The organism is Enterobacter sp. ZOR0014, from assembly GCF_000798855.1.
Lineage (GTDB): Bacteria > Pseudomonadota > Gammaproteobacteria > Enterobacterales > Enterobacteriaceae > Enterobacter > Enterobacter kobei.
On record NZ_JTLF01000341.1, the window covers coordinates 1 to 23,849 of the forward strand.

23 protein-coding genes and 1 pseudogene are annotated in these 23,849 nt (G+C 48.3%); 15 read left to right on the forward strand and 9 right to left on the reverse strand.

What is annotated here, in order from left to right; translation table 11 throughout:
• Positions 1-138: 138 nt before the first annotated feature.
• On the reverse strand, positions 139-1,125 hold the full coding sequence (locus L977_RS19420; RefSeq protein ID WP_047626656.1) for an aldo/keto reductase: 987 nt from the start codon (positions 1,123-1,125) through the stop codon (positions 139-141).
• Between the two features lie 17 nt (positions 1,126-1,142).
• A complete protein-coding gene (locus L977_RS19425; RefSeq protein ID WP_047626657.1) occupies positions 1,143-1,727 on the reverse strand; it encodes an NAD(P)H-binding protein in 585 nt (194 codons plus the stop codon).
• Between the two features lie 245 nt (positions 1,728-1,972).
• On the opposite strand from L977_RS19425, the gene L977_RS19430 reads away from it, so the two are divergent.
• The 12 genes from L977_RS19430 to L977_RS19485 all read left to right on the forward strand — a co-directional run bounded on the left by L977_RS19430 (position 1,973) and on the right by L977_RS19485 (position 14,691).
• A complete protein-coding gene (locus L977_RS19430) occupies positions 1,973-3,166 on the forward strand; it encodes a multidrug effflux MFS transporter (protein WP_047626706.1) in 1,194 nt (397 codons plus the stop codon).
• A 156-nt stretch (positions 3,167-3,322) separates the two neighbouring features.
• Positions 3,323-3,802, forward strand: coding sequence for a (R)-mandelonitrile lyase (locus L977_RS19435; protein ID WP_047626659.1), 480 nt, complete (start codon positions 3,323-3,325; stop codon positions 3,800-3,802).
• Positions 3,780-4,541, forward strand: coding sequence for a carboxymuconolactone decarboxylase family protein (locus tag L977_RS19440; RefSeq protein ID WP_047626660.1), 762 nt, complete (start codon positions 3,780-3,782; stop codon positions 4,539-4,541). The genes L977_RS19435 and L977_RS19440 overlap by 23 nt, the downstream gene beginning before the upstream one ends.
• A 9-nt stretch (positions 4,542-4,550) precedes the next feature.
• Positions 4,551-5,135, forward strand: a complete 585-nt coding sequence (locus L977_RS19445) for a flavodoxin (protein ID WP_047626661.1) — start codon at positions 4,551-4,553, stop codon at positions 5,133-5,135.
• 108 nt (positions 5,136-5,243) lie between these two features.
• Entirely contained in the window at positions 5,244-6,308 is a 1,065-nt protein-coding gene (locus tag L977_RS19450; protein WP_047626664.1) for an alpha/beta hydrolase, read from the forward strand.
• A 127-nt stretch (positions 6,309-6,435) separates the two neighbouring features.
• Positions 6,436-7,287, forward strand: coding sequence for an aldo/keto reductase (locus tag L977_RS19455; protein ID WP_047626665.1), 852 nt, complete (start codon positions 6,436-6,438; stop codon positions 7,285-7,287).
• A 26-nt stretch (positions 7,288-7,313) separates the two neighbouring features.
• Positions 7,314-8,303 carry an aldo/keto reductase gene (locus L977_RS19460; RefSeq protein WP_047626667.1) on the forward strand — a complete coding sequence of 330 codons (990 nt, stop codon included), beginning with the start codon at positions 7,314-7,316 and terminating at the stop codon, positions 8,301-8,303.
• Between the two features lie 69 nt (positions 8,304-8,372).
• The gene (locus L977_RS19465; RefSeq protein WP_442854936.1) at positions 8,373-9,419 is read left to right on the forward strand and encodes an NAD(P)-dependent alcohol dehydrogenase; all 1,047 of its coding nucleotides are present in this window, start codon (positions 8,373-8,375) and stop codon (positions 9,417-9,419) included.
• Between the two features lie 269 nt (positions 9,420-9,688).
• The gene (locus L977_RS19470; protein WP_047626671.1) at positions 9,689-9,943 is read left to right on the forward strand and encodes a DUF1471 domain-containing protein; all 255 of its coding nucleotides are present in this window, start codon (positions 9,689-9,691) and stop codon (positions 9,941-9,943) included.
• A 67-nt stretch (positions 9,944-10,010) separates the two neighbouring features.
• On the forward strand, positions 10,011-10,352 hold the full coding sequence (locus L977_RS19475) for a helix-turn-helix domain-containing protein (protein ID WP_047626673.1): 342 nt from the start codon (positions 10,011-10,013) through the stop codon (positions 10,350-10,352).
• Positions 10,353-10,380: 28 nt separating this feature from the next.
• Positions 10,381-11,550: an efflux RND transporter periplasmic adaptor subunit gene (locus L977_RS19480; protein ID WP_047626708.1), complete on the forward strand. Its 1,170-nt coding sequence runs from the start codon at positions 10,381-10,383 to the stop codon at positions 11,548-11,550.
• 6 nt (positions 11,551-11,556) lie between these two features.
• Positions 11,557-14,691 (forward strand): efflux RND transporter permease subunit, encoded by a 3,135-nt coding sequence (locus L977_RS19485; protein WP_047626674.1) that lies wholly within the window; start codon positions 11,557-11,559, stop codon positions 14,689-14,691.
• A gap of 35 nt (positions 14,692-14,726) precedes the next feature.
• Here the strand turns inward: L977_RS19485 and L977_RS19490 are convergent, their stop codons facing one another.
• Complete coding sequence (locus L977_RS19490) at positions 14,727-15,620, reverse strand: LysR family transcriptional regulator (protein WP_047626676.1); 894 nt, start codon at positions 15,618-15,620, stop codon at positions 14,727-14,729.
• 142 nt (positions 15,621-15,762) lie between these two features.
• Between L977_RS19490 and L977_RS19495 the strand changes: the two genes are divergently transcribed.
• On the forward strand, positions 15,763-16,533 hold the full coding sequence (locus tag L977_RS19495) for an SDR family oxidoreductase (protein ID WP_047626678.1): 771 nt from the start codon (positions 15,763-15,765) through the stop codon (positions 16,531-16,533).
• Between the two features lie 42 nt (positions 16,534-16,575).
• Here the strand turns inward: L977_RS19495 and L977_RS19500 are convergent, their stop codons facing one another.
• The 3 genes from L977_RS19500 to L977_RS25170 all read right to left on the reverse strand — a co-directional run bounded on the left by L977_RS19500 (position 16,576) and on the right by L977_RS25170 (position 19,232).
• Positions 16,576-17,631, reverse strand: a complete 1,056-nt coding sequence (locus tag L977_RS19500; protein ID WP_047626680.1) for an NAD(P)-dependent alcohol dehydrogenase — start codon at positions 17,629-17,631, stop codon at positions 16,576-16,578.
• A 78-nt stretch (positions 17,632-17,709) separates the two neighbouring features.
• Positions 17,710-18,540 carry an SDR family oxidoreductase gene (locus L977_RS19505; RefSeq protein ID WP_047626683.1) on the reverse strand — a complete coding sequence of 277 codons (831 nt, stop codon included), beginning with the start codon at positions 18,538-18,540 and terminating at the stop codon, positions 17,710-17,712.
• A 125-nt stretch (positions 18,541-18,665) separates the two neighbouring features.
• On the reverse strand, positions 18,666-19,232 hold the full coding sequence (locus tag L977_RS25170; protein ID WP_047626684.1) for a DapH/DapD/GlmU-related protein: 567 nt from the start codon (positions 19,230-19,232) through the stop codon (positions 18,666-18,668).
• 146 nt (positions 19,233-19,378) lie between these two features.
• On the opposite strand from L977_RS25170, the gene L977_RS19515 reads away from it, so the two are divergent.
• Entirely contained in the window at positions 19,379-20,284 is a 906-nt protein-coding gene (locus L977_RS19515; RefSeq protein ID WP_047626686.1) for a LysR family transcriptional regulator, read from the forward strand.
• Between the two features lie 211 nt (positions 20,285-20,495).
• Positions 20,496-20,881: pseudogene (locus tag L977_RS24085) on the forward strand (aldo/keto reductase); the annotation flags it as partial.
• A 277-nt stretch (positions 20,882-21,158) separates the two neighbouring features.
• On the opposite strand, the gene L977_RS19520 reads toward L977_RS24085, so the two are convergent.
• The 3 genes from L977_RS19520 to L977_RS19530 form a co-directional block, all read right to left on the reverse strand.
• Entirely contained in the window at positions 21,159-21,737 is a 579-nt protein-coding gene (locus L977_RS19520) for a TetR/AcrR family transcriptional regulator (protein WP_047626688.1), read from the reverse strand.
• A 68-nt stretch (positions 21,738-21,805) separates the two neighbouring features.
• Positions 21,806-22,456 carry an SDR family NAD(P)-dependent oxidoreductase gene (locus L977_RS19525; RefSeq protein WP_047626689.1) on the reverse strand — a complete coding sequence of 217 codons (651 nt, stop codon included), beginning with the start codon at positions 22,454-22,456 and terminating at the stop codon, positions 21,806-21,808.
• A gap of 101 nt (positions 22,457-22,557) precedes the next feature.
• The gene (locus L977_RS19530) at positions 22,558-23,433 is read right to left on the reverse strand and encodes an aldo/keto reductase (RefSeq protein WP_047626691.1); all 876 of its coding nucleotides are present in this window, start codon (positions 23,431-23,433) and stop codon (positions 22,558-22,560) included.
• Between the last annotated feature and the right edge of the window lie 416 nt (positions 23,434-23,849).

Below are 23,849 nucleotides of genomic sequence, written 5' to 3' on the forward strand. Positions count from 1 at the left end.
GGGGGGGGGGCTGATGTTTTCAAGCCTATATGTCTGGTCAACTAGTCTGGAGTAATTTGACTGAGACGTAACTAATAGTGGAGAAAAGAGAGAGACTCACTCTTTTCTCTTATATCTATTAATTAATGTAAATTGTGATCATTCAGACATTGACAACAGGCCATCATCCAGTCGATTTCCCTGGATTTTTATACCTGCTAATAACGCATCCATATTAGCCAAATCTTCCGTAGTTAATTCAAGATCAATCGCTTTCAAGTTGTCGTCGATATATGCAACTTTATCCATCCCGGGGATTGGTACGATCCATGGTTTTTGTGCCAATAACCATGCCAGAGCTACCTGCACAGGTGTAGCTCCTTTACTAGCCGCTACTTCTCGGAGCATGATGACTAATGGCATATTTGCTTTTATTGCCTCTGGGGTGAAGCGCGGGAAGTTTGCACGTAAATCTGTTGCGCTATCGAATTTTGTCGAGGTATCAATCGTTCCTGTCAGGAATCCGGTCCCCAGCGGTCCCCATGGCACAAACCCGATCCCCAATTCCTCACAAACGGGCAATACTTCTGCTTCAGGCTCGCGAGTCCACAAAGAATACTGGTTTTGTACAGCCGTGACAGGAGTTACTGCATGTGCCCGACGAATTGTTGCAGCACCAACTTCGGATAATCCATAGTGACGGATCTTTCCTTCCTTAATTAAATCTCCCAGCGTTCCCGCAACATCTTCAATCGGGACATTCGGATCCACACGGTGCTGATAAAAGAGATCGATATAATCTGTTTTCAGGCTTTTCAGGGATGCTTCGGCAACAGCACGGATGTTTTCCGGGCTGCTATCAACGCCTGTTGTCACGCCATTTTCCAGTTTGAAACCAAATTTGGTCGCAATAATAACTTTTTCACGGTATGCAGATAACGCGTTACCTACAAGCTTTTCATTCGTATAAGGGCCATAGGCCTGTGCGGTGTCAAAAAAGTTAATTCCTCTTTCGAGGGCAGCATGAAGAACGTCAATCCCGGTCCGCTCATCAACAGCGCTACCGGTTCCAAAACTTAAATTCATAGCTCCCATACCCAATGCTGATACATTTAATCCGCTACGACCTAATTGACGATATTTCATATTGAATTCCTTACTCATTAAACACGGGCTATGCCCAGGCTGTCATGTAAATAAAGTGATGGTTCAATCACTATGCGGTTAATCAGATCGGCAATACTTAATCGGGAAACACTGCTGCCCCTAAAAAGCTCATTTTTGTGGGTTAGCTCATATTCAACTTCATGCCCATTGGTAAACCACGCAGGTCGGATTATCGTATGATCGAGCCCCGCATTTTCTATAATCTTTGTGGATTCCCGATATGGAGCCAAAGTAATGCCATACTTTTCACCCGGGACTTCATCATATATACCCATTGAGCTAATAAATATCAAACGGCGCACACCCGTAGATTTCATTGCACGAACAATCGTTTCGGCTTGTTCTTTCATATTACCGGACAGGTTGGCGTACACAATATCTTTACCGTTCATGGCGAGTCTGAGTTGTTCATAATCCAGAACATCACCTTCAACCATGGTTACCCTGGCTGTATCCGGATTTTGCAGGCGTCCACTGTCACGTAAGTACAGAGTTAAAAGAGTCTGGCTGTTATCCAGTATGTAGCGGGTAGCCACTCGTGCAAGAGAGCCCGCAGCCCCCAAAATCAATAGATTTGTCATTCTTCGCATACCTCATTCCAAATCGCTGAGGATAATATTAACGAACCTGATTGTATTTGTATGTGGATTAATCATGCATTCTGTATCCTCAGTTATGGAATAATGAAAAGTACCTTTATGAATGATATATGATAAAAAAGCTTTATTCATGAGTGTGAGTCATAACGCTTATCAGCTTACGATGATTATTAATTGCTTCCGGAGCGATATTATCGTACGCATTACTCTTGTTTATGCAGGTATTTATGAACTGTTCCCCCTCCGTGAAGACAACCGGACTACTGTTTATTCTTATCCTCAGCGCCCTGATGGCGTTTACGTCCTTGTCTACAGATATCTATCTTCCCGCTATGCCCATTATGGCGAAGGAGTTGCAGGGGGATGCAGAATTAACGATTACCGGTTTTTTGATTGGCTTCTGTCTGGCACAGCTCATCTGGGGGCCGATCAGCGATCGCTTCGGTCGTCGCCCTCCTCTAATAATCGGCATGGTGTTATATATTATCGGTTCCGCAGGATGCGCACTTTCTACTGACATCTCGCATATCGTTTTCTGGCGCGTATTTCAGGCGCTTGGGGCCTGCACCGGTCCGATGCTGGCGCGCGCCATGATTCGAGATCTGTTTAGCCGTACTCGTGCCGCCCAGATGCTTTCAACATTAACCATTGTCATGGCGATTGCCCCTATTGTTGGCCCACTTCTTGGCGGGCAGATAATTAAATTCACTTCCTGGCATGCCATTTTCTGGTTGTTGACGGCAATTGGCACATTCATGCTGCTGTCACTTTACTGGTTGCCTGAAACATTGCCGATTGAACGTCGAGTATCGGCCTCAATGAGTGATGTGTTCCGGACATATTATCGGTTACTCAGTCATGTGAATTTTATGAAATTCACCTTCTGTCTGACGTTTTATTATGTGGCCGTTTATGCATTTATCGCTGGCTCTCCTTTTATCTATATCACATATTTTAATGTTGATCCGCAGCATTACGGTTGGTTGTTTGCCGTCAATATTATTGGTGTTATGGGGCTAAGTGCGGTTAACCGTCGCCTGGTACAACACTACCCTCTGGAAACGCTCTTAAAAGGCGCAGTACTGATTGCCGCTATTGCGTCATTAGTCGTGGCTGTTGCGACAAAACTTAATGTCGGTGGCATAGCCCTGATTGCCCTCGCAATTTTCATCCTGTTTTCAATGAATGGCATTATTGCCGCCACGGCAACGGCCGCCGCGCTGGATGCGGCGCCGAATTTTGCGGGGTCGGCTTCTGCACTGATTGGTTCACTCCAGTACGGCAGTGGCATCATTTCATCATTGCTGTTGGCAATGTTCAGCGACGGAACCCCCTGGACGATGGGCTGGATTATCACGTTTTTCACTCTGGCCAGCGCAGCCATAGCGCTGACCACGCGAGTGAGTAAGGCTGGTCATTAAATATTTGTGCTAAAGAAGGCATCAAACTGCCCTATCGTTGCATCGACATAGCGTGGTACTCAATAGAATTGTCAGGGCAGCGTCAGCCTGACGATATGTCGACGTGATTAGAATCATTGCAGGTAATTCCCATCATCGTAGATAAGTACACTTCGCATGATCAGACATTTACGTTTCCTCGGACTGTTGCTGCCCTTATTCACATTTTCATCCAGGGCAGCGGAACAATATCCCGCTGTCCATATTGCCCCAGCAGGAAGTCAGAACTCGGTGTATGGGCCCACCGAGAACTTTGCCGGTCGTGTCAGGATTGATCCTCTCTTCAAACCGGATAACGACATCAGTGTTTCCGGGGCTTATGTCACGTTTGAACCAGGCGCTCGTTCCGCCTGGCATACGCATCCGGCAGGTCAGCGGCTGATTGTGACCTCTGGTGTTGGGCTCACCCAACAAGAAGGCCAGCCGGTGCAGGTTATCCGCGCCGGTGACGTTGTCTCTTGCCCGGCGGGCGTCAAACACTGGCACGGGGCGGCCCCCGGCAGCGCGATGACGCATCTGGCGATAACCGGGATTGTGGATAGCAAAAGCGTTAACTGGATGGAGAAAGTGACAGATGAACAATACCACGCCTATTAAAGCATTAGCGGCATCGTTACTGCTGACCTTTGGTTTTGGTCTCGCGGCAAATGCTGCCCCCGTCAATAAAGGAGCCTCAGAAATGAACCACGAACAAACGGTTTCAGATACGTTGTCAGCCCGCCAGCAGGCCATTTCGTTGATTGCTGTATCGATGGCTAGCAGTCAGATGGATAAGCTGAATGCCGCCCTGAATCAGGGGCTTGACGCCGGACTCACGATAAACGAAACCAAAGAGATTCTCGTCCAGCTCTATGCCTATACGGGCTTCCCCCGTAGCCTGAATGCGCTTAGTGAACTGATGAATGTCGTCGAAGCACGTAAACAACGTGGTATCAAAGACGTTGAGGGTAAAGAACCGGTTGCCCCGATCCCTGTCGGGGATGACCTTCGCCGTGTCGGTACCGCAAACCAGACAAAAATCTCAGGCGCTCCCGTCCAGGGCCCGCTGTTTGATTTTGCCCCGGTGATTAACCAGTTCCTGCAAACGCATCTTTTCGGTGATATTTTCGCCCGCGATAACCTCGACTGGCAAAGCCGCGAGCTGGCAACGGTTGGCGCATTAGCAGCCACTCCAGGCGTTGAAGCACAGCTGTTATCGCATACACGAGCAAGCATGCGGGTCGGCCTCACGGCAGCACAGCTGCGGCAGCTTGCACAGGTTCTGCGTGAACATGGCGAAAGTGATGCCGCAACGCGAGCTGAAAAAGCACTGCAGCAGGCGCTCGCAAACAATTAGGAGTGGGTTATGGAGCATGAACCCAACCGCAGAATGTTAATCTCCGCACTAGCTGGTTTCACGCTGATGAACGTTTCTTTGGCATCAGCGGCGACCGGAACCGCAAACGTGCAGGGTAAAAGCCGTGTTCTGGTGGCGTACTTTTCCCGCAGCGGAAATACACGAGTCATTGCGGGCGTCATTCACCGCAGCCTGAATACCGATCTGTTTGAAATCGAACCGGCTACGCCTTATCCAGAAGACTATTTTCAGACCGTTGAACAGGCGAAAAATGAGCGTGAGCGAGGCGTAAAACCGGCATTAAAAAATAACATTGCAGACATCTCACGCTACGAGACCGTTTATTTAGGCTTTCCGATCTGGGGGACCAGCGTGCCGCCTGTAGTTCAAGCATTTCTCAGCAGCCACAACCTTGCGGGCAAATTGCTCATCCCCTTCATTACTCACGGTGGCTACGGTAAAGGAGACAGCGACGACATCCTTACCCGTCTCGCCGCAACTGCGCGTCGGGAAAAACCGCTGGTTATTGAATGCGACCAGGAGCGAAGAACAACTGAAATGGTCACCAGTTGGTTAGAGACAATACGCAGTTAATCGTCCGCATTCATGAGTCTGCCAAATAAGGGCAATCAGGGGGGGCTTAATAATTAACGCTGACAACTCAGATATGATCGAACGGCAAACATAACAGAGGATGTAATATTGAAGACAATCTTAAAAACGCTGGCCATATGCATGATGGCGGGTGGCCTGGTGGCTCAGTCGGTATACGCCGAGCCGTTGGTCATTCAGGAACAGGGAAGCTTTTCTGCTGGCGGTACTATCAACACCGCTCCAGGTAAATTTGACGCGAAGAAGCCGCTGGATTCCGCTGGCCAAACCTACCATGGCGATCATGCGTCTGTCTTCTACCAAATTCCTGAGAATCCGCATAAATACCCTATCGTCATGCTGCACGGCGCAGGTCAGTTCTCCCGTACCTGGGAAAGTACCCCGGATGGTCGCGAAGGGTTCCAGAACATATTCTTGCGTCGTGGGTTCTCAACTTATCTTGTCGATCAACCACGCCGGGGCAGCGCCGGGCGCACGACTGTAGAAGGTACTGTTACGCCTAAACCGGATGAACAAATGTGGTTTAACCAGTTCCGAGTTGGCGTGTGGCCAGAGTATTTTAAAGGTGTTCAGTTTTCTCACGACAAAGAAGCGTTGAACCAGTATTTCCGTCAGATGACCCCGAACACCGGACCGTTTGATATCAATGTGATCTCTGATGCGATGTCCGCCGTCGTGGATAAATCCGGCCCCGCTATCCTCTTCACCCACTCTCAGGGTGGCGGGCCAGGCTGGTACACTGCGATGAAAAATGACAAGGTCAAAGCCATTGTCGCCTTCGAGCCGGGAAGCAGCTTTGTCTTCCCGGAAAAAGAACTCCCTGCCCCTATGCCAAGCGCGTTTGACACGCTAAAGGGTGAGCCAGTGCCAATTGAACAGTTTATGGCACTGACCAAAATCCCGATTCTGATTATTTACGGCGATAACATACCGGATAAACCTGTCTCCATGCCCGCGCAGGACAGCTGGCGCGTACGTCTGGCGATGGCTCGCGAGTGGCGTGACGTGGTCAACAAGCATGGCGGGGATGTCACTGTGACACATCTGCCTGAAGTAGGAATCAAAGGGAATACTCACTTTCCGTTCTCCGACCTGAATAACATCCAGATTGCTGATTTGGTTTGCAAGTTTCTTAAAGATAAAAATCTCCAGTAGCCATACATAAGCGTTGCTCACAATTCATTTATGAGTACAGCTAATTAACCTTAGACAATATTACTCTCTAATCAAATAAATAAGGGTGCGTTAAGCTCTTTTCACCCCCTGGATTGAGGATATTCATGTGCAAACTGTAAAACTGAACAACGGTATTGAAATGCCCCTGCTGGGCTTTGGTGTCTTCCAGATGACTGATACTGCTGAATGCGAAAGAGCCGTTATTGATGCAATTTATGCGGGATACCGTCTGATCGATACTGCAGCGTCTTACCAGAATGAGACCCAGGTCGGGAACGCTCTGAAACAGACTGGTATCGCCCGTAACGAACTCTTTGTAACGACCAAACTGTGGCTGCAGGATACTAATTATGAAGGCGCTAAAGCACAGTTCGAACGCTCCCTGAACCGGCTGCAACTTGATTACGTCGACCTGTATTTGATTCACCAGCCTTATGGCGATGTCCATGGAGCATGGCGTGCAATGGAAGAACTGCAGCAGGCAGGCAAAATTCGTGCTATCGGCGTAAGCAACTTCCATCCTGACCGACTGGCCGACCTTATCGCCTTCAACAACGTGGCTCCTGCGGTGAACCAAATTGAAGTTAACCCCTTCAACCAGCAGCTGCATGCGGTTCCATGGAATCAAAGCCATGGCATTCAGCCGGAAGCCTGGGCACCGTTTGCTGAGGGTAAAAATGGCCTGTTCCAGCATCCCATGTTAACGGCAATTGGCCAGAAGTACGGCAAAAGCGTGGGCCAGGTTGTACTGCGTTGGATCTTCCAGAGAGGCATCATTTCACTGGCGAAGTCGGTGCGCAAAGAACGCATGGAAGAGAACATCAACATTCTCGATTTTGAACTCAGCTCTGAAGATATGCTGCAGATTGCCGCCCTCGACACCGCAACCAGCGCCTTCTTCTCTCACCGCGATCCGGCGATGGTGGAATGGCTGACTGGCCGCAAACTTGATGTTTAAGTAGCGATAAAAGAGGTATTCATTCAATGCAAAAACGTTATCTGGGTAAATCCCGACTCGAAGTCTCCTCGCTTGGGCTAGGCTGCATGGGCTTAAGCCACGGCTACGGCCCGGCGACCGATACTCGTCAGGCTATCGAGCTGATTCGCGCAGCGGTTGAACGTGGCGTCACCTTTTTCGATACCGCTGAAGTGTATGGCCCTTTCCTTAATGAAGAGGTTGTCGGCGAAGCCTTAAAACCATTTCGTGACCGCGTGGTCATCGCCACTAAGTTTGGTTTTACTTTTGGCGACGACAACAAGCAGCAGATTTTAAACAGCCGTCCGGAGCATATCCGTGAAGCTGTGGAAGGATCATTACGCCGTCTCAAGACTGATGTCATTGATCTGCTGTATCAACATCGTGTCGACCCGGATGTCCCCATTGAAGATGTTGCGGGAACAGTGAAGGACCTGATCGCTGAAGGTAAAGTTAAACATTTCGGTCTGTCCGAAGCGGGGGCGCAAACTATTCGTCGTGCGCATGCCGTACAACCTGTCACTGCCCTGCAAAGCGAATACTCAATGTGGTGGCGCGAGCCTGAACAAGAGATCCTGCCACTTCTTGAGGAACTCGGCATAGGATTTGTTCCCTTCAGCCCGTTAGGTAAAGGATTCCTGACTGGAACCATTAACGCTTCCACAGCCTTTGCAGAGAATGACTTCCGCCGTAAAGTCCCTCGTTTCGAGACCGAAGCACTGGAATCCAATAAACAACTTGTTGCTCTTTTGGAAGTAATTGCAAAAGACAAAGGCGTCAGCCCGGCACAAATTGCGCTGGCATGGCTGCTTGCTCAAAAAACCTGGATTGTCCCTATTCCGGGTACAACAAAACGCCATCGTCTGGAAGAGAACATGGCCGCATCATCTATATCGTTGTCTCAGGCTGAATTGCTGAAGATAAAAGCCGCTCTCGATACGGTCAAAATTGTCGGCGAACGTTACCCTGCCTCATTGCAGTCTCGAGTGGGCCGTTAGCCATCTATTTAAATAAATTCTCCAGAACTACACTTGGGAATGCTTTCAGACTTTTAAAGGTTAAATATGATTAAGACGGTCAAAGCGATTGGTACCGATGCGGCAACGCATCCTCTGAAAGAATTCAGCATTAAACGTCGCGGATTATTAAATGATGATGTGGAAATAGAAATTCTCTACTGCGGCATCTGTCACTCTGATTTACATCAAATCAAAAATGATTTTGGCGGCACCCATTATCCGGTTGTCCCCGGACATGAAATCGTTGGCCGGGTGATTGCTGTCGGTGAGAATGTCACCAGATTTAAACCCGGTGATTTTGCCGCTGTCGGTTGTATCGTCGATTCCTGCGGTGAGTGCCATGCCTGCCGCCACGATCTGGAGCAATTCTGCGAATCAGGTACGACATTATCATTTAATACACCAGATAAACATCTGGGTGGAATGACCTACGGTGGATTCTCACAAACTTATGTTTGCCGGGAAAGTTACACGCTGAAAATGCCGGATAATTTAGATCTCGCCGCCGCAGCGCCGTTACTTTGCGCCGGTATTACCGTCTATTCGCCACTCAAACACTGGCAAGCCGGTGCCGGTAAAGTGGTGGGGATCTTGGGCATTGGCGGGCTTGGGCATGTTGCGATAAAAATAGCAAAAGCCATGGGTGCTCATGTTGTGGTCTTTACGACATCGCAGGCTAAAGTTGAGGATGCGAATCGCTTAGGCGCACATGAAGCGGTACTCTCTTCCGATGCACAACAAATGGCTAAATTTGCCGGCAAACTGGATCTGATTTTAGATACCGTATCGGCAAAGCATGACGTTAATGCGTATCTGAAATTATTAAAAATTGATGGTTCCGTGGTGCTTGTCGGGCTGCCTCCGGAGCCTATTGAAATTTCCGCATTTAATGTCGTGAAAGGCCGTCGTAGCTTCTCAGGCTCGAATATTGGCGGCATTGCTGAAACCCAGGAGATGCTTAATTTCTGTGCCGAGAACAATATTACCGCAGATATCGAACTGATTGATGCCAGCCAGATAAATGACGCCTTCAGCAGGCTGGAAAAGGGAGACGTGAAATATCGCTTTGTTGTTGATATGACAACATTGAAATAATCAACATATTACTATGCAGCCTTCGGGCTGCATTTTTTTTGCTATCGCCACGAGCGCCTTCAGTATCGTTTTATGAACTACCATCAACAATGACAGCACTTTAAGTGATGGCATTATCAAATTAGAGGTGTAAAATCCCTGAGGTACAGATTATTCATGTTTTTTATTCATAGGTGTATGCGGTCTGGCTATCTTAATCAACCACGCTAAACCCGTTATGATGTCCTCGTTCCGTCATATTGTTAAAAATATTACTTACGAGGTTTACCATGAAAAGTACCGTATTAATTCTCTCCGCACTTTTGTCTCTGTTTTCCATTAACAGTGCATTTTCCGCACAGACAATCTCAAGTGATGCAGGCAAAGAAAAAATTGGCGTTGTTTCCGCCAGTGGTGCCACTACGCTTGATGAATTAGTAGCCAAACTTGCTGGCCAGGCAGATAAGCAAGGTGCATCCTCTTTTAAAGTTATTTCGGCTACAGGAAATAACAAACTGCATGGCGTAGCAGAGATTTATAAATAATCCTGCTTAGTTCATTTTCGCGGGTTCATTTTATCCTCTTACTGGTTGTAACAGAGTGAGACTGATAATGATTAAACTCGAGCAATTGATCACTGAAATAACCAGATGGATAGACGACAATATCCATCAACCACTCAGTATCAATGATGTTGCAGCGCGCGCGGGGTATTCAAAGTGGCATCTCCAGCGCGTTTTCTTTCAGATGAAAGGACAGAATATTGCGACATATATACGGGATAAAAAACTGGCGTTAGCAGCAAACGATCTCATTATCAGTCGTGATAAAGTACTTGATATTGGTATTCGTTATGGTTTTGAATCCCAGCAGTCATTCACTAGGTCATTCTCAAAAAAATACAATGTCCCACCTCAAGCGTATCGCCGATTATATACAGAAAAGCATTTTTAAACTGCACTGATAATAAGAGTTCAATATGATGAAAAGTTCGGTGGCTTATTCGCCTCTGGCTATGCTATGCATTTTTTCTATGACGACAGGGTTGGCCGGGTGCGACAGTAAGGACGCGTCTACCGCCAGCAAAGATATTCCTCCTGATGTTATTGTCGAAACAGTAAAAGCAACGCCCCTCACCCTGACCAGCGATCTCCCTGCAAGAACGGTGGCATCCCGTATTGCGGAAATCCGCCCGCAGGTTTCAGGGATTGTGCTTTCCCGTGATTTTACAGAAGGCAGCGAGGTTAAAGCCGGTCAACCACTCTACCATATCGACCCTGCAACCTTCCGCGCATCAGTGGATAATGCCCGGGCGGCACTCAATCAGGCGAAGGCCCAGTCGGAGCTTGCCCAGACAACGCTTTCCCGCTACCGGGCACTGAGCGGGAAAGATTATATCAGTCGTCAGGATCTCGATCAGGCTCAGGCCACTGCCCAGCAGTCGCGTGCGGCAATCGATGCGGCCAGCGCAGCCCTTCGATCTGCCGAAATCGATTTGTCCCACAGCACGGTAACGTCACCACTAAGTGGTCGCATCGGGTTATCTAGCGTGACTGAAGGGGCGCTGGTCCAGAACGGTCAAAGTACTGCGCTGGCTACCGTGCAGCAGTTAGATCCAATGTTCGTTGATATCACCCAGCCGGGCGAGGCGTGGTTACGGCTACAGAGTGCACTTGCGAGTGGCAAGATTAAGCAGGAAAACGGCAAAGTGCCTGTCCATGTACTTATGCAGGATGGAACCCCTTATCCGCTGAGCGGCACACTGGCGTTCTCTGATGTCACGGTGGATCAAACCACGGGCGCAATTACCCTTCGCGCCATTATTCCTAACCCAAATCATCAACTGCTACCCGGTATGTTTGTTCGCGCCCGTCTTGAAGAAGGTGTTGCACCAGAAGCACTGCTGGTTGCCCAGCAGGCTGTCACCCGTACACCACGTGGTGACGCCATGACGCTCATTGTTGATAAGCAAAATCGGGTACAACCCCGCGCGATAACCGTGACGGGAGCGTCTGGCGGTCTTTGGCAGGTCACCGAAGGTCTTCAGGCTGGTGAACGGGTCATTGTTTCAGGCAGTCAGCGGATTAAACCCGGCGAGGTTGTGACCCCGCATGAACGCGCCACGCGCTCCGGTTCGTCTTCACAGGAATAATCATCCATGTCTAAATTTTTCATTAACCGCCCTATTTTCGCCTGGGTGCTGGCTATTATCGTGATGATTGCCGGGGGAATCGCGATTATGGGGTTACCCGTGGAGCAATACCCGGACGTTGCGCCAACGGCGGTACAGGTCCGCGTGAGCTATCCTGGGGCTGATGCCACCACGCTGCAAAATAGCGTGACGCAGGTGATTGAGCAGAACATGACTGGCCTGGATGGCCTGATGTACATGTCCTCAACCAGTGACTCTTCCGGGACACTGCAACTGACCCTCTCCTTTAAAAACGGCACCGATCCGGATATCGCACAGGTTCAGGTGCAGAATAAGCTCCAGGTCGCCACTCCCCTTCTGCCACAGGAAGTGCAGCAACAAGGGATTACGGTGATGAAATCCTCCAGTACCTTCTTCCTGGTGCCCGGCTTTGTTGACGAAACCGGGCGCATGAGCATGGAAGACATCGCCGACTTCGTGGCATCCACCATTAAAGATCCGATCAGCCGTATTGATGGAGTGGGAGACACGACGCTGTTTGGTTCACAGTACGCGATGCGCATCTGGCTGGATCCCAATAAGCTCAATAACTATCAGCTGACCCCTGTTGATGTCAGCAATGCCCTTAAGGTACAGAACGCGCAAATTGCCGCTGGTCAGCTGGGTGGTGCGCCTGCGATAAAAGGCCAGCAGTTAAATGCGTCCATCATTGCGCAAACCCGCCTCACCTCGCCGGAAGAGTTCGGGAACATTTTGCTGAAGGTCAACAGCGATGGCTCGCAAGTCACACTACATGATGTGGCGCGAATCGAACGCGGCGGCGAGAACTACCAGTTTGTGGTGAAAATAAACGGTAAACCGGCTTCCGCGCTGGGGATCCAGCTTGCCAGCGGGGCAAATGCCATGGATACCGCAAAAGCTATTCGCGCTAAACTGACAGAGCTGGAACCGTATTATCCAGAGGGGTTAAAAGTAGTTTACCCTTATGACACCACGCCGTTTATCAGCATCTCGATTCATGAGGTGGTGAAGACGCTGTTTGAGGCGATTATCCTCGTCTTCCTCGTGATGTATCTGTTCCTGCAAAGCTTCCGTGCGACGCTTATTCCCACTATCGCGGTGCCGGTCGTGCTGCTGGGGACGTTCGGCATCCTGAGCGCGCTGGGCTACTCGATCAATACCCTGACGATGTTCGGGATGGTGCTGGCCATCGGCCTGCTGGTTGATGATGCCATTGTGGTGGTAGAGAACGTTGAGCGCGTGATGGCCGAGGAAGGCCTTAAGCCCCGTGCGGCAACGCGAAAATCGATGGATCAGATCCAGGGCGCACTGGTAGGGATTGCACTGGTCCTGTCCGCGGTATTTATTCCGATGGCCTTTTTTGGCGGCAGTACGGGCGTCATTTATCGCCAGTTCTCCATCACTATTGTCTCGGCGATGGTGCTGTCAGTGCTGGTTGCACTCACCCTGACGCCTGCACTTTGCGCCACCATCCTGAAACCGGTCAAACCCGGTGAACACGCTAAAGATCGTGGGCTGTTCGGTTGGTTCAACCGCCGCTTCGATGCCAGCAGCTCGCACTACTCGCGTGCCGTTGCCCGTATGCTGAACGGTACCGGACGCTATTTGATCGTCTACGGCGTGATCGTACTCGGTATGGCCTGGCTGTTTGCCCGTCTGCCGACCGCGTTTCTGCCGTCAGAAGATCAGGGCGTCCTGGCGACGCAGGCGGTTCTGCCTGCTGGCGCCACGCAGGAACGTTCGCAGCAGATTCTCGATCAAATTAACGACTGGTATCTGAGTGATGAGAAACACAACGTTGCCAACGTGCTGACCGTCAATGGCTTTGGTTTTGCCGGGCGCGGGCAGAATATTGGTATCGCTTTTATCGGCCTGAAAGACTGGTCTGAGCGTGACGGTAGCGAAAACAGCGTTGATGCCATCGCCGCCCGGGCTAACCGGGCGTTTTCGAAGCTGATTGATGCACAGATTGCCGCATTCAACCTGCCGCCTATCATCGCGCTGGGTAACGCCACCGGCTTTGATTTTGAGCTGATCGATCAGGCGGGCCTGGGGCATGAAAAGTTGATGGAAGCGCGTAATACTCTGCTCCAGATGGCGCAGCAGCACCCAGATGTGCTGATGGCCGTGCGGCCAAACGGCATGGAAGATACGCCGCAGTATCGGGTCAATATCGATCAACATAAGGCGTCCGCGCTGGGGGTTTCGCTGGATGATATCAACACCACGCTCAGCACCGCCTGGGCAGGCAGTTACGTCAATGACTTTATGGACAGAGGCAGGGTTAAAAAAGTCTATGTCATGAGCGATGCGGCATGGCGCATGATGCCTGACGATCTCAATAACTGGTACGTTCGCGCCGGTAACGGCAAGATGGTGCCCTTCGCAAGCTTTGCTGACGCGCAGTGGATTTACGGTTCTCCGCGCCTGGAGCGCTATAACGGTCTTTCTTCGCTGGAAATTCTCGGGCAACCCGCACCGGGTCGAAGTTCAGGCGAAGCTATGGCATTGATGGAGCAACTGGCTTCGCAGTTACCAAAAGGGATTGGTCACGACTGGACCGGGATGTCATATCAGGAACGCCTGAGTGGTCAGCAGGCTCCGGCTCTTTATGCCCTGTCGTTGATTATCGTTTTCCTGTGTCTGGCAGCGCTGTATGAAAGCTGGTCTATTCCATTTGCTGTGATGCTGGTAGTACCGCTAGGCGTCGTTGGTGCGTTGCTCGCAACGACCTTGCGTGGTCTCAATAACGACGTCTATTTCGTTGTCGGCCTGCTTACAACCATCGGTTTATCGGCGAAGAACGCGATCCTGATCGTTGAATTTGCCAACGACATGATGGTGAAGGAAGGAAAAGGTCTAATTGAAGCGACGCTTGAGGCAGCACATATGCGTCTGCGCCCGATATTAATGACCTCACTGGCCTTTATACTCGGGGTTCTGCCACTGGCATTAAGCCGTGGAGCTGGGTCTGGCGCACAGAATGCCGTTGGGACTGGTGTCATTGGTGGGATGGTCGCGGCAACGCTGCTGGCGATCTACTTTGTGCCAGTGTTCTTTGTCGTTGTACGCCGTCGTTTTACTGGCAAGCGTGTCAATGATGACGAGGATGATGAGTAATCAAAACCACCGGAGCCCCTGCTCCGGTGATTTTTTCAAGCGGTATAGCGTAACGCATCAATCATTAAAGCAAAGGCAGGAGGATGCTGATTCCGGCTGGGATAGTAAAGATAATAGCCCGGAAATACCGGGCTCCACTCCTGCAATACCTCAATCAATGCTCCTGATTCAAGCTGCTGTTTGACCATATCTTCAGGGACAAACGAAAGCCCAAAGCCTGCTTCTGCCGCATCGATTCTTTCTGAGAGATTATTAAAGGTAAGCTGACCGTCCACCTTCACCTGAAGGGGTTTTCCATCCTTTTCAAATTCCCAATGGTATAGCCCTCCCAGCGTCGGAAGCCGCATGTTAATACAACGGTGACGCTGAAGGTCGTGTGGGGTATCAGGAATACCATAATGTGTAAAATAGTCGGGTGATCCCACCACGACCAGCCTCAGGTCCGGTCCAATGCGTACCGCAACCATATCTTTATCGAGGCTTTCCCCAAGGCGAACGCCCGCATCAAATCGCCCTTCAACGATATTCACAAAGCCATTATCCACCACCAGTTCAACATTAATCTCAGGATACTCGCGCAGGAAAGGTTTAAGTTTCGGCCACACCAGACTTTTCGCCGCATGCTCTCCGGCAGAGATACGGATATTCCCGGCAGCAATGCCATTAAGCTGCACCAGTTGTTCCAGCTCTTGTTCCAGCTCTGTCAGGCGAGGCTCCAGACAGGCGATGATCCTCTCCCCTGCTTCCGTGGGTGCCACGCTGCGCGTGGTGCGGGTCAGCAGACGGATATTAAGCCTGGCCTCCAGCGCCTTCATGGCATGGCTCAGGGCTGACTGGGAAACCCCGAGTTTAGCCGCCGCCCGGGTAAAACTTCTCTCCCGCGCCACGGCCAGAAAGAGCTGAAGTTCATTGAAATTTTCTTTAAGCACGCGATTTCCCTTAATGTTTTGGCTAGTAACTTAATCATGAGAAGGGTTCATAGACGCAATCATTTTAGCCTCGTTACTCTCAATAATCACAGTTGATACACTTCTTCACAGTTAAATTCTCCAATTGCTCAGCAGGTTTATAATGAAGGTTTTAATTGTCGGTGCGACCGGCAGTATTGGTCGTCATGTTGTAGAAATGTCGATAGAAATGGGACATCAATCGAAAGCCCTGGTCCGTTCCCCAAAAAAAAGAAAATTGTTGCCACAGGGAATTGAGATTGTTTATGGCGACGTCTCTGTCCCGGAAACATTGACCGGCATTGGTGATGATATTGATGCCGTTATTTTCACCCTCGGGTCCGATGGATTAGGCCGCATTGGTGCTCGGGCAGTGGACTATGGCGGGGTGAAAAATATTCTTCAACAACTTAAGCATCGGCGAGTCAGAGTTGCGCTGATGACTGCCATCGGCGTGACAGAAAGAGAAGGTTCGTATAACCGCCAGACGGAAGCGCATGACTGGAAACGTCGTGCGGAACGCCTGGTTCGTGCCAGCGGTCACCCCTATACCATCGTCAGGCCTGGTTGGTTTGATTACAACAAACCGAATGAACAACAAATCGTCATGTTACAGGGAGACAGACGTCATTCAGGCACACCGATCGATGGCGTGATTTCCCGTAAACAAATAGCCAGAGTACTGGTTAGCGCATTAACAGACGATGATGCTAAGAATAAAACGCTTGAACTCATTGCCGTAAAAGGGAAAGAGCAACAGAATCTCACCCCGCTTTTCTCAGCCCTGCAACAGGACCGCGCAGATAAAAACGATGGTATTCATGATTTAAACAACATGCCCATGGACTCAGAGCCTGAGTGCGTTATTCGCGATCTTAATGCAATGACGCAATAAGATAAATATAAAAAAGGCGGTATATTCTACCGCCTTTTTTAATTACGCCTTCAATGAAGCCATATCGATCACAAAGCGATATTTTACATCACTCTTTAGCATCCGCTGCCAGGCCGTGTTAATATCCGAAATATTAATCAACTCAATATCAGACGTTATCTGATGCTCTGCACAGAAATCGATCATTTCCTGTGTCTCCGCAATCCCACCAATGACCGAGCCAGCCACCGATTTTCGCCCTAAAATCAGCGGCGCGCTGTTAAGCATCGGATTCAAGTCTCCCAGATACCCCACAAGCACCAGTGTTCCGCTCAGCGCCAGCGTCGGAATATAGGGATTCAGATCATGCACATAAGGAACCGTATCGATAATCAAATCAAACTGGTTATGCGCGCCCTGCATCTGCTTTTCATCGGTTGAAATAACAATATGCGATGCCCCCAGACGGCGGGCGTCGGCCTCTTTATTCGGCGAACGACTGAATAACGTGACTTCTGCGCCCAGCGCTTTGGCTAATTTAATCGCCATATGCCCCAGGCCTCCTAACCCAACGACCGCGACTTTGCTGCCCGGGCCAACATTCCAGTGACGAAGCGGTGACCAGGTGGTGATGCCCGCACACAGCAGTGGAGCTGCACCTTTTAAGTCCAGCGTCTCAGGCACTTTGATGACGAATTTTTCAGTGACAACAATCTTGTCCGAATAGCCACCATAGGTTGGCATATGGTCATGCCTGTCAGTATCGTTATAGGTTAAGGTATTACCCTCTTCGCAGTACTGCTCCAGCCCTTGCTCACAGGGTTTACAATGCTGGCAGGAGTCCACCATGCAGCCCACACCGGCATAATCACCCACACGGAATTTGGTCACCGCCTTGCCAACCTGACTGACACGGCCAATGATTTCATGACCCGGCACCATCGGATATTTTGCTCCACCCCAGTCATTAAACGCATTGTGGATGTCTGAGTGACAAACGCCGCTATATAAAATCTCGATGACCACATCGTTATCGCGCGGGTCGCGGCGGACAAAATTGTGCGGAACTAAATCCTCTTTTGCGGCAAAAGCGGCATAACCTTTCACATTTAAGGTCATCTTTGAATCTCCGAATAAGAAGTGAAGCGACATCATGGCCACACAGCGGCCGTCATGTCGTGGGAAGAGTAAGAGGGTTTATTGCGGGCGTAATTCGCCATATTTGTAAGACGCTGTAGCGCCGCCATCAATCAGCAGATCGCTGCCGGTGACGTAGGTACCATTAGGCCCAAACAAAAACTCTGCCAGCGCGCCAATTTCATCCGGTGTGCCGCCCCGGCCTACGGGAGATTTATCCAGCATATTGCGGTAAAACGCGCCACGTTCTGCGCTGTTAAGCTCGTCATAGGCCAGCGGCGTAAAAATTATCCCGGCGCTGATGCAGTTAATTCGTGCGCCACGCTTGCCCCACGTCACCGCTTCAGACATCACGCGCAGCGCATTGCAACGCTTGGAAATCTGGTAGGCGTAAAGGCTGTCTTCAATATCTTTCACCAGCGGTAGCTCAAGCAGCTCTTCCGGCGGTAACGTTGCCAGTTCATCCGCCTGGGCCTGAGTCAACGCATCAACGGCTAAGCGATGGCTGGACTGCGAGCCAATCACCACGCAGGAGCCGCCGCGCGCAATCACCTTGCCAAACTCCTCAAAAAGCACGGCGGTGCCGTACAAATCGACCCGGAGAAGATCCTGTGCTTTGGCCTGTGAAGGGGAAAGGCCGGCCGTATGAATAACGCCTTTAATCTCACCTAATGCACAGGCTGACTTCACCAGTGCCTGAACCGACTGGCGAGAGCTAACATCGACCGTCGTTGTGCTTACCTCAAAACCCGCACGAGAGAGCGTATTTTCAGCCTGCTGTGCATTTTCTGTTTTGATATCAGCCAGAAGAATATGTTTTCCGACGCTGACGCGTCGCGCAATGGCCTGTGCGATAGAGCCACTACCTATAACAACAATGACATCTTTCATTTTTATCACTCTTTCATGGTGCTAACTGAAAAAGCATAGCGGCTGAACAAGTGGTGGTTAAGGCTGTCAATGAACTTAACCTTATGAACTTAATTCATAAATTAAACGCCTTTGGTACAGAGATATTAGTCCAAACGCTTCAGAACACGAGCTGGTGATCCACCGACAACAACATTCGGTTCCACATCTTTAGTCACCACAGCCCCGCCAGCAATAACGGCGTTCTCACCTACGGTTACGCCAGGCAGGATAAGCGCCCGGGCACCGATCCATACATTACGTTTGATATGAATCGGTTTGCACAGCAGGGTAAAACGATCGTCAAAATCATGATTGGTGGTTGTCAGCGTAACCTGAGGGCCTATCTGGACATCGTCTTCAATGATAATCCCGCCAGCAGACATCATGGTGCAATTATGGTTAATGAATACATTTTTCCCGACCTGAACCTGGCGACCAAAATCGATATAGACAGGCGGTAAAATCTGGCTGGTACTCTCCATTTCCCGACCAAAAAGTGCGGTAAATAACGGATGCAAAGAGCCGTCCAAAAACGCATATTCTGCACGATTAATTGACGCATTAATTGACCATGACTGGCTCATATCCTGAATAGCTTCACGGTATTCTGGAGACCGCATGTTGACCGGTGCGCCAGTGGATAACTTCTGGTATAACGCTGAATTTGACATATATCTTCCTTTTGCAAAGAGGGATTTGCTTGCTTCGGAAAGGCATTATCCTTTTGCATTAACAACAAATCCATGGATTGTTTTTGCTTTCAGTATTCCAATTTTTGATATAATAGTTTCCTAAACATAGCAAAGGACATTTACAAATGCTGGATAAACTCGATGCGTTGAGGATTTTTTGTATAGCGGCAGAAACGTTGAAATTTCGAGAAACAGCGAACCGGCTTGGGCTTGCACCTCAGATGGTAACAAGGGCTATTGCTGAGCTTGAGCAACAATTAGGAGAAATACTGTTCCTCCGTAATACTCGGCAAATGACGTTAACCCCTTTCGGACAGCAACTCTGGCCAAAAGCCGAGTTGCTTCTTGCAGAAAGCGAGTCTTTGTTCACTAGTGGAAAGAAACATAATAGCCAGGATATGACCGGACGCGTGCGAGTCACATTACCGCCGCTTTTTGAAAATCAGGATATTGTTCGTCACTTGCTGCGTTCACTTGGGCCTTACCCTGATCTCACGATTGAATGGCTTCCCACAGATGCGCATCTTAATATCATAGATGAACAAATCGATATTGGCATAAGAATAGGCACTATTCCGGATAATCGATTTATCGTCAAATGCATTAGACCTGTAGGAATTCGTATTGTTGCCGCTCCAGAGTTAATTAACCAGTTGGGAATGCCAGATTCTTTAAGAACTCTGCAATATGAGTATCCTCTCAGCGCATTGAGTAACAGTAATTCAGGCCGTGTATGGCCATGGCAGTTTAAGGATGGCAGTTCTTTTTTCCCAGCAAAACCTAAATTTATCGCCAGTGACATTGGCAGTGAACTTGCTGCAGCGCTTGCAGGCAGAACCTGCAGCCAGCTTCCTGATATCACGGTCCGACCCTATTTACAGCGAGGTGAGTTGATTAATATTTATCCAGAGTTAAATCATTCCCCATACCACCTGTATATTTTCCGACCACACCAACCCCTAGTCCCTTTACGTATTCGGGTTGTCTTCGATAACCTGATAAAAATCCTAAATAATCTTTTCAAGGAGTAGATAAATTTTGGTTTATAACAAAGATACATATGATACCATCACCTGTTTAGAAGGTAAAAATTGCGTTAACATTTAAGTATGATTATTTTGAAAATAAAAAATGTTCTGTTTATTATATTTAGGTATCCGTTTGATAAACTTCATCTAAATAGTTAATCTGATCAAAAAATTATTTGTGATATTTTTTCATGTGATAATAAGGGTTAGCGTAATACAAACAGTAATACTGAGCAGCGGTATTGAAATGCCCTTAACGGGATTTGGTAGTTTCCAGATGGCAAATGAGGCAGAATGCGAGAGGGCCGTACTTAATGCAATTGAAACTAGTTATCGACGAATTGATACCGCTGCGTCATACCAGAACGAAAAACAGGTCGGCAACGCACTGAGACGAAGCAGCATCCCGCATAACGAACTATTGTTACCACTAAACTATGGTCGTAGGATACGAATTATAAGGGTGCTAAAGAGCATTTTGAGCGTTCATTTAACAGACTGCAGATCGACTACGTTGATTTGTACCTAATTCATTATCCTTACGATGATGTTCATGGTGCGTGGCGCACCATAACAGAGTTGCAACATGCTGGCAAAATGTGTCAGTCCGGAGGACTTCGAACAGGCCCCATCGTGAGGACAGAATTTGTCTATGGGCGTGGGGGCAGTTCACCATTTTATTTCGGATGGCTGTAAATCTCGGGCATTAATGTTCAAGTAAAATAGAGCCGGAACTCCGCTGCACGAAATATGTGTATTGAATTGGAAGTGAAATACAGTGTCATTGTTGTTTATTTTTTTTCGGTCTGCAGACCGGTTTTACAAGACATATATATTCCACGATTGTTGCAGCTATATCTGAACTTGCCAGCCAAGGTTATAGCTTAAAGATTATCAGTTCAACTGCATCATCGAATAGTTTGATCAATTGCCGCTTTCCATCTGTCGCCACCCATGTACGGATCACAACCCTTAATATCGAAAAAATAACTGCTGGATAAAGGTCAAGGGAGATTAATGATGTTTCTGGAGAAGTTGCTCGTTCAGAGAGGACCTGAGACACTTTTTTTGCGAGTTCTGCAGACATTTCATGCTTACGCGCACTAATTGCCGATGATGAAGCAATCACTCGCTCAATTGTAAGATAAAACTCTGCTTGCTTCTCATACAATTGCAACAGTTCACGTGCACATGCAAGTAAACTTAAATGTGCATGTTCATCTGTTGGTCGCTGGTGAAGACATGATAAGAAAATTGTCATCCCTTCTTCAACCCAACTAACGATAATGTCTTCCTTTGTCGGAAAATATCGCAAAATAGTTCTGGGTGAAATATCTATTGCTGCAGCAATTTGATTAATGGTAGTGTCCTGAAAACCCTGGCTATCAATTAGTTCAAGTGCTGATTCCAATATTTTACGACGCATTCTATCTTTCTTTTTTTCTCTTAAGCTCATTTAAATTCCCAGAGATATGTCAGGTAGTTTTGCATTAACAGCTGAGCGTGCAACATCCAAAAACTACGTTAATGGTAGGCGATTTCAGCAACCCAATCATCATATGGAGTACTGTATAGTTGCCAAAATGCCTGTGCAACGCCCATACTCCACGCTAAATCAGCTCCATTCGAAGCAGAAGCAGTAACTGTACAAATATGTATCCCTTTAAATTTGAAATCATCAAATAGTCCCAATGCAAGCGTTCTAAGACCTGCTTTGCCAACGCTAAGAGAAATATATTCAGGCACCGGAATAATGCCAAATTTACCGCCAGTAAGCAATATTGTACCTTTTCGCTGAGCCAGCATCAAAGGGAGAACACTCTGAATTGCAACCATAGCCCCAGCAATATTGACGGAAAGATCAGATAGAAAAGTGTCGGCGGGCTGCTCTGTGATGTTTGACTGCCGTAAAGCAGCGGCATTATAATGCAGAACATCAATAAAACCATACTGTTGAAGCACTCTTGCTATCAATCTTTTAATACTTTCTGTATCAGAAGCATCCACGTCCATGAAAGCACTTACCCGTCTCTTTTTTTGAGATGTTTGTACATAATGTTCCAGTTGTTCAGGGTTACGAGAACTAAGAACAGTATTAAAACCTTCAGTAGAAAAACGATCAGCAGTGGCAAGGCCAATGCCAGGCCCTGTCCCAATACTCAAAAATGTTTTCATTTTTATCTCAGATCAAATGAGTAATATGGCCAGCTTGTTAAGGCTGACCATGAAGATAAAATTACAGCGCAGCAAAAGAATCAGTAGTGTCAGGACAGCGATTAAGGTCGCGGTGAAGCAGCATCAAGCAGTTTGAATTCCTCATCGCTTAACACAACACCGGCACCGGCAACATTTTCTTCAAGATGAGCAACCTGGCTCGTACCCGGAATCGGTAGCATTACCGGGCTACGTTTAAGCATCCAGGCTAATGCGATTTGACCTGGCGTTACCCCTTTAGCTTTGGCTATCATATCAATGATACCGCCTGATTTGGCAAGCTCACCCGAGGCCAGGGGGAACCACGGAATGAAACCGATATTGTTTTCTTCACAGTAATCGAGCACATCTTCATCATCACGAGTCACCAGATTGTACATATTTTGTACCGTCGCAACGGGGAAATACTTCTGAGCTTCTTTAATCTGGGCGACAGTCACCTGGCTTAAACCAGCATGTCGAATTAAACCACTATCAATCATATCCTTAATAAAACCAAACTGTTCCGCCTCTGGTACTTTTGGATCAACCCGATGCAACTGCCACAAGTCAATTTGCTCAACTTTTAAACGGCGCATACTCATGCGTACAGCCTGACCAAGATAGGCAGGATCACCAATTATGGGCCACTGGCCATCTGTCAGTCCCGGGCGCACAAGACCACCTTTAGTCGCAATGATCAGGTCTTTTCTGTATGGGTAAAGCGCTTCCGCAATCAACTCTTCGCTGACAAAAGGACCATAGCAGTCCGCAGTATCAATAAAATTAATGCCAAGTTCTGGTGCACGTCTAAGGACACGAAGCGCTTCATCACGATCTTCTGGTTCTCCATAAAAACCCGGGCCGGTAATACGCATTGCGCCGTAACCCAGTCTGTTAATGGTTAGATCTCCGCCAATCTTAAATTGGCCGGAAAAACTTGCATCAATCTTTTCCATTCTCAAATCCTGCTTATTGTGGTTTTAACATCAGTTTAGACAAGGCTTAGGCATAACTAGTGAAGTTAGTTATTAGACAGTCGGCTATGCATTAACTTAATTTTCAATACATTAGCTTCTATCTACATAGTTAAATGGTTCTTCATGCATACCTGAGTACTTATCCTTGGTTACCAAGATTGTACCTGTCACAACAATTATCTGTCACTAAGTGACACTTGTCAATTGGTGACATGAAGTGATGGGGATTTGAGACCAGATCTGATGGTTTTAGATTAAGTGTAAGCTCCTTGTAAGAAACCGACAGTGCATAGTCCGATGTATCCGACAAAGTCGGACTCTATCAAAATGTAATAATAATCAGAGGGTAAGGTATTCCTAAAAATGTGGCTTCCAGCATACTTAAAGGTTGCCCT

Coding starts and splice junctions, on each gene's coding strand:
- L977_RS19420 (WP_047626656.1), bottom strand. CDS start 1,125: ATGAAATATCGTCAATTAGGTCGTAGCGGATTAAATGTATCAGCATTG.
- L977_RS19425 (WP_047626657.1), bottom strand. CDS start 1,727: ATGACAAATCTATTGATTTTGGGGGCTGCGGGCTCTCTTGCACGAGTG.
- L977_RS19430 (WP_047626706.1), top strand. CDS start 1,973: ATGAACTGTTCCCCCTCCGTGAAGACAACCGGACTACTGTTTATTCTT.
- L977_RS19435 (WP_047626659.1), top strand. CDS start 3,323: ATGATCAGACATTTACGTTTCCTCGGACTGTTGCTGCCCTTATTCACA.
- L977_RS19440 (WP_047626660.1), top strand. CDS start 3,780: ATGAACAATACCACGCCTATTAAAGCATTAGCGGCATCGTTACTGCTG.
- L977_RS19445 (WP_047626661.1), top strand. CDS start 4,551: ATGGAGCATGAACCCAACCGCAGAATGTTAATCTCCGCACTAGCTGGT.
- L977_RS19460 (WP_047626667.1), top strand. CDS start 7,314: ATGCAAAAACGTTATCTGGGTAAATCCCGACTCGAAGTCTCCTCGCTT.
- L977_RS19470 (WP_047626671.1), top strand. CDS start 9,689: ATGAAAAGTACCGTATTAATTCTCTCCGCACTTTTGTCTCTGTTTTCC.
- L977_RS19475 (WP_047626673.1), top strand. CDS start 10,011: ATGATTAAACTCGAGCAATTGATCACTGAAATAACCAGATGGATAGAC.
- L977_RS19480 (WP_047626708.1), top strand. CDS start 10,381: ATGAAAAGTTCGGTGGCTTATTCGCCTCTGGCTATGCTATGCATTTTT.
- L977_RS19485 (WP_047626674.1), top strand. CDS start 11,557: ATGTCTAAATTTTTCATTAACCGCCCTATTTTCGCCTGGGTGCTGGCT.
- L977_RS19495 (WP_047626678.1), top strand. CDS start 15,763: ATGAAGGTTTTAATTGTCGGTGCGACCGGCAGTATTGGTCGTCATGTT.
- L977_RS19500 (WP_047626680.1), bottom strand. CDS start 17,631: ATGACCTTAAATGTGAAAGGTTATGCCGCTTTTGCCGCAAAAGAGGAT.
- L977_RS19505 (WP_047626683.1), bottom strand. CDS start 18,540: ATGAAAGATGTCATTGTTGTTATAGGTAGTGGCTCTATCGCACAGGCC.
- L977_RS25170 (WP_047626684.1), bottom strand. CDS start 19,232: ATGTCAAATTCAGCGTTATACCAGAAGTTATCCACTGGCGCACCGGTC.
- L977_RS19515 (WP_047626686.1), top strand. CDS start 19,379: ATGCTGGATAAACTCGATGCGTTGAGGATTTTTTGTATAGCGGCAGAA.
- L977_RS19520 (WP_047626688.1), bottom strand. CDS start 21,737: ATGAGCTTAAGAGAAAAAAAGAAAGATAGAATGCGTCGTAAAATATTG.
- L977_RS19525 (WP_047626689.1), bottom strand. CDS start 22,456: ATGAAAACATTTTTGAGTATTGGGACAGGGCCTGGCATTGGCCTTGCC.
- L977_RS19530 (WP_047626691.1), bottom strand. CDS start 23,433: ATGGAAAAGATTGATGCAAGTTTTTCCGGCCAATTTAAGATTGGCGGA.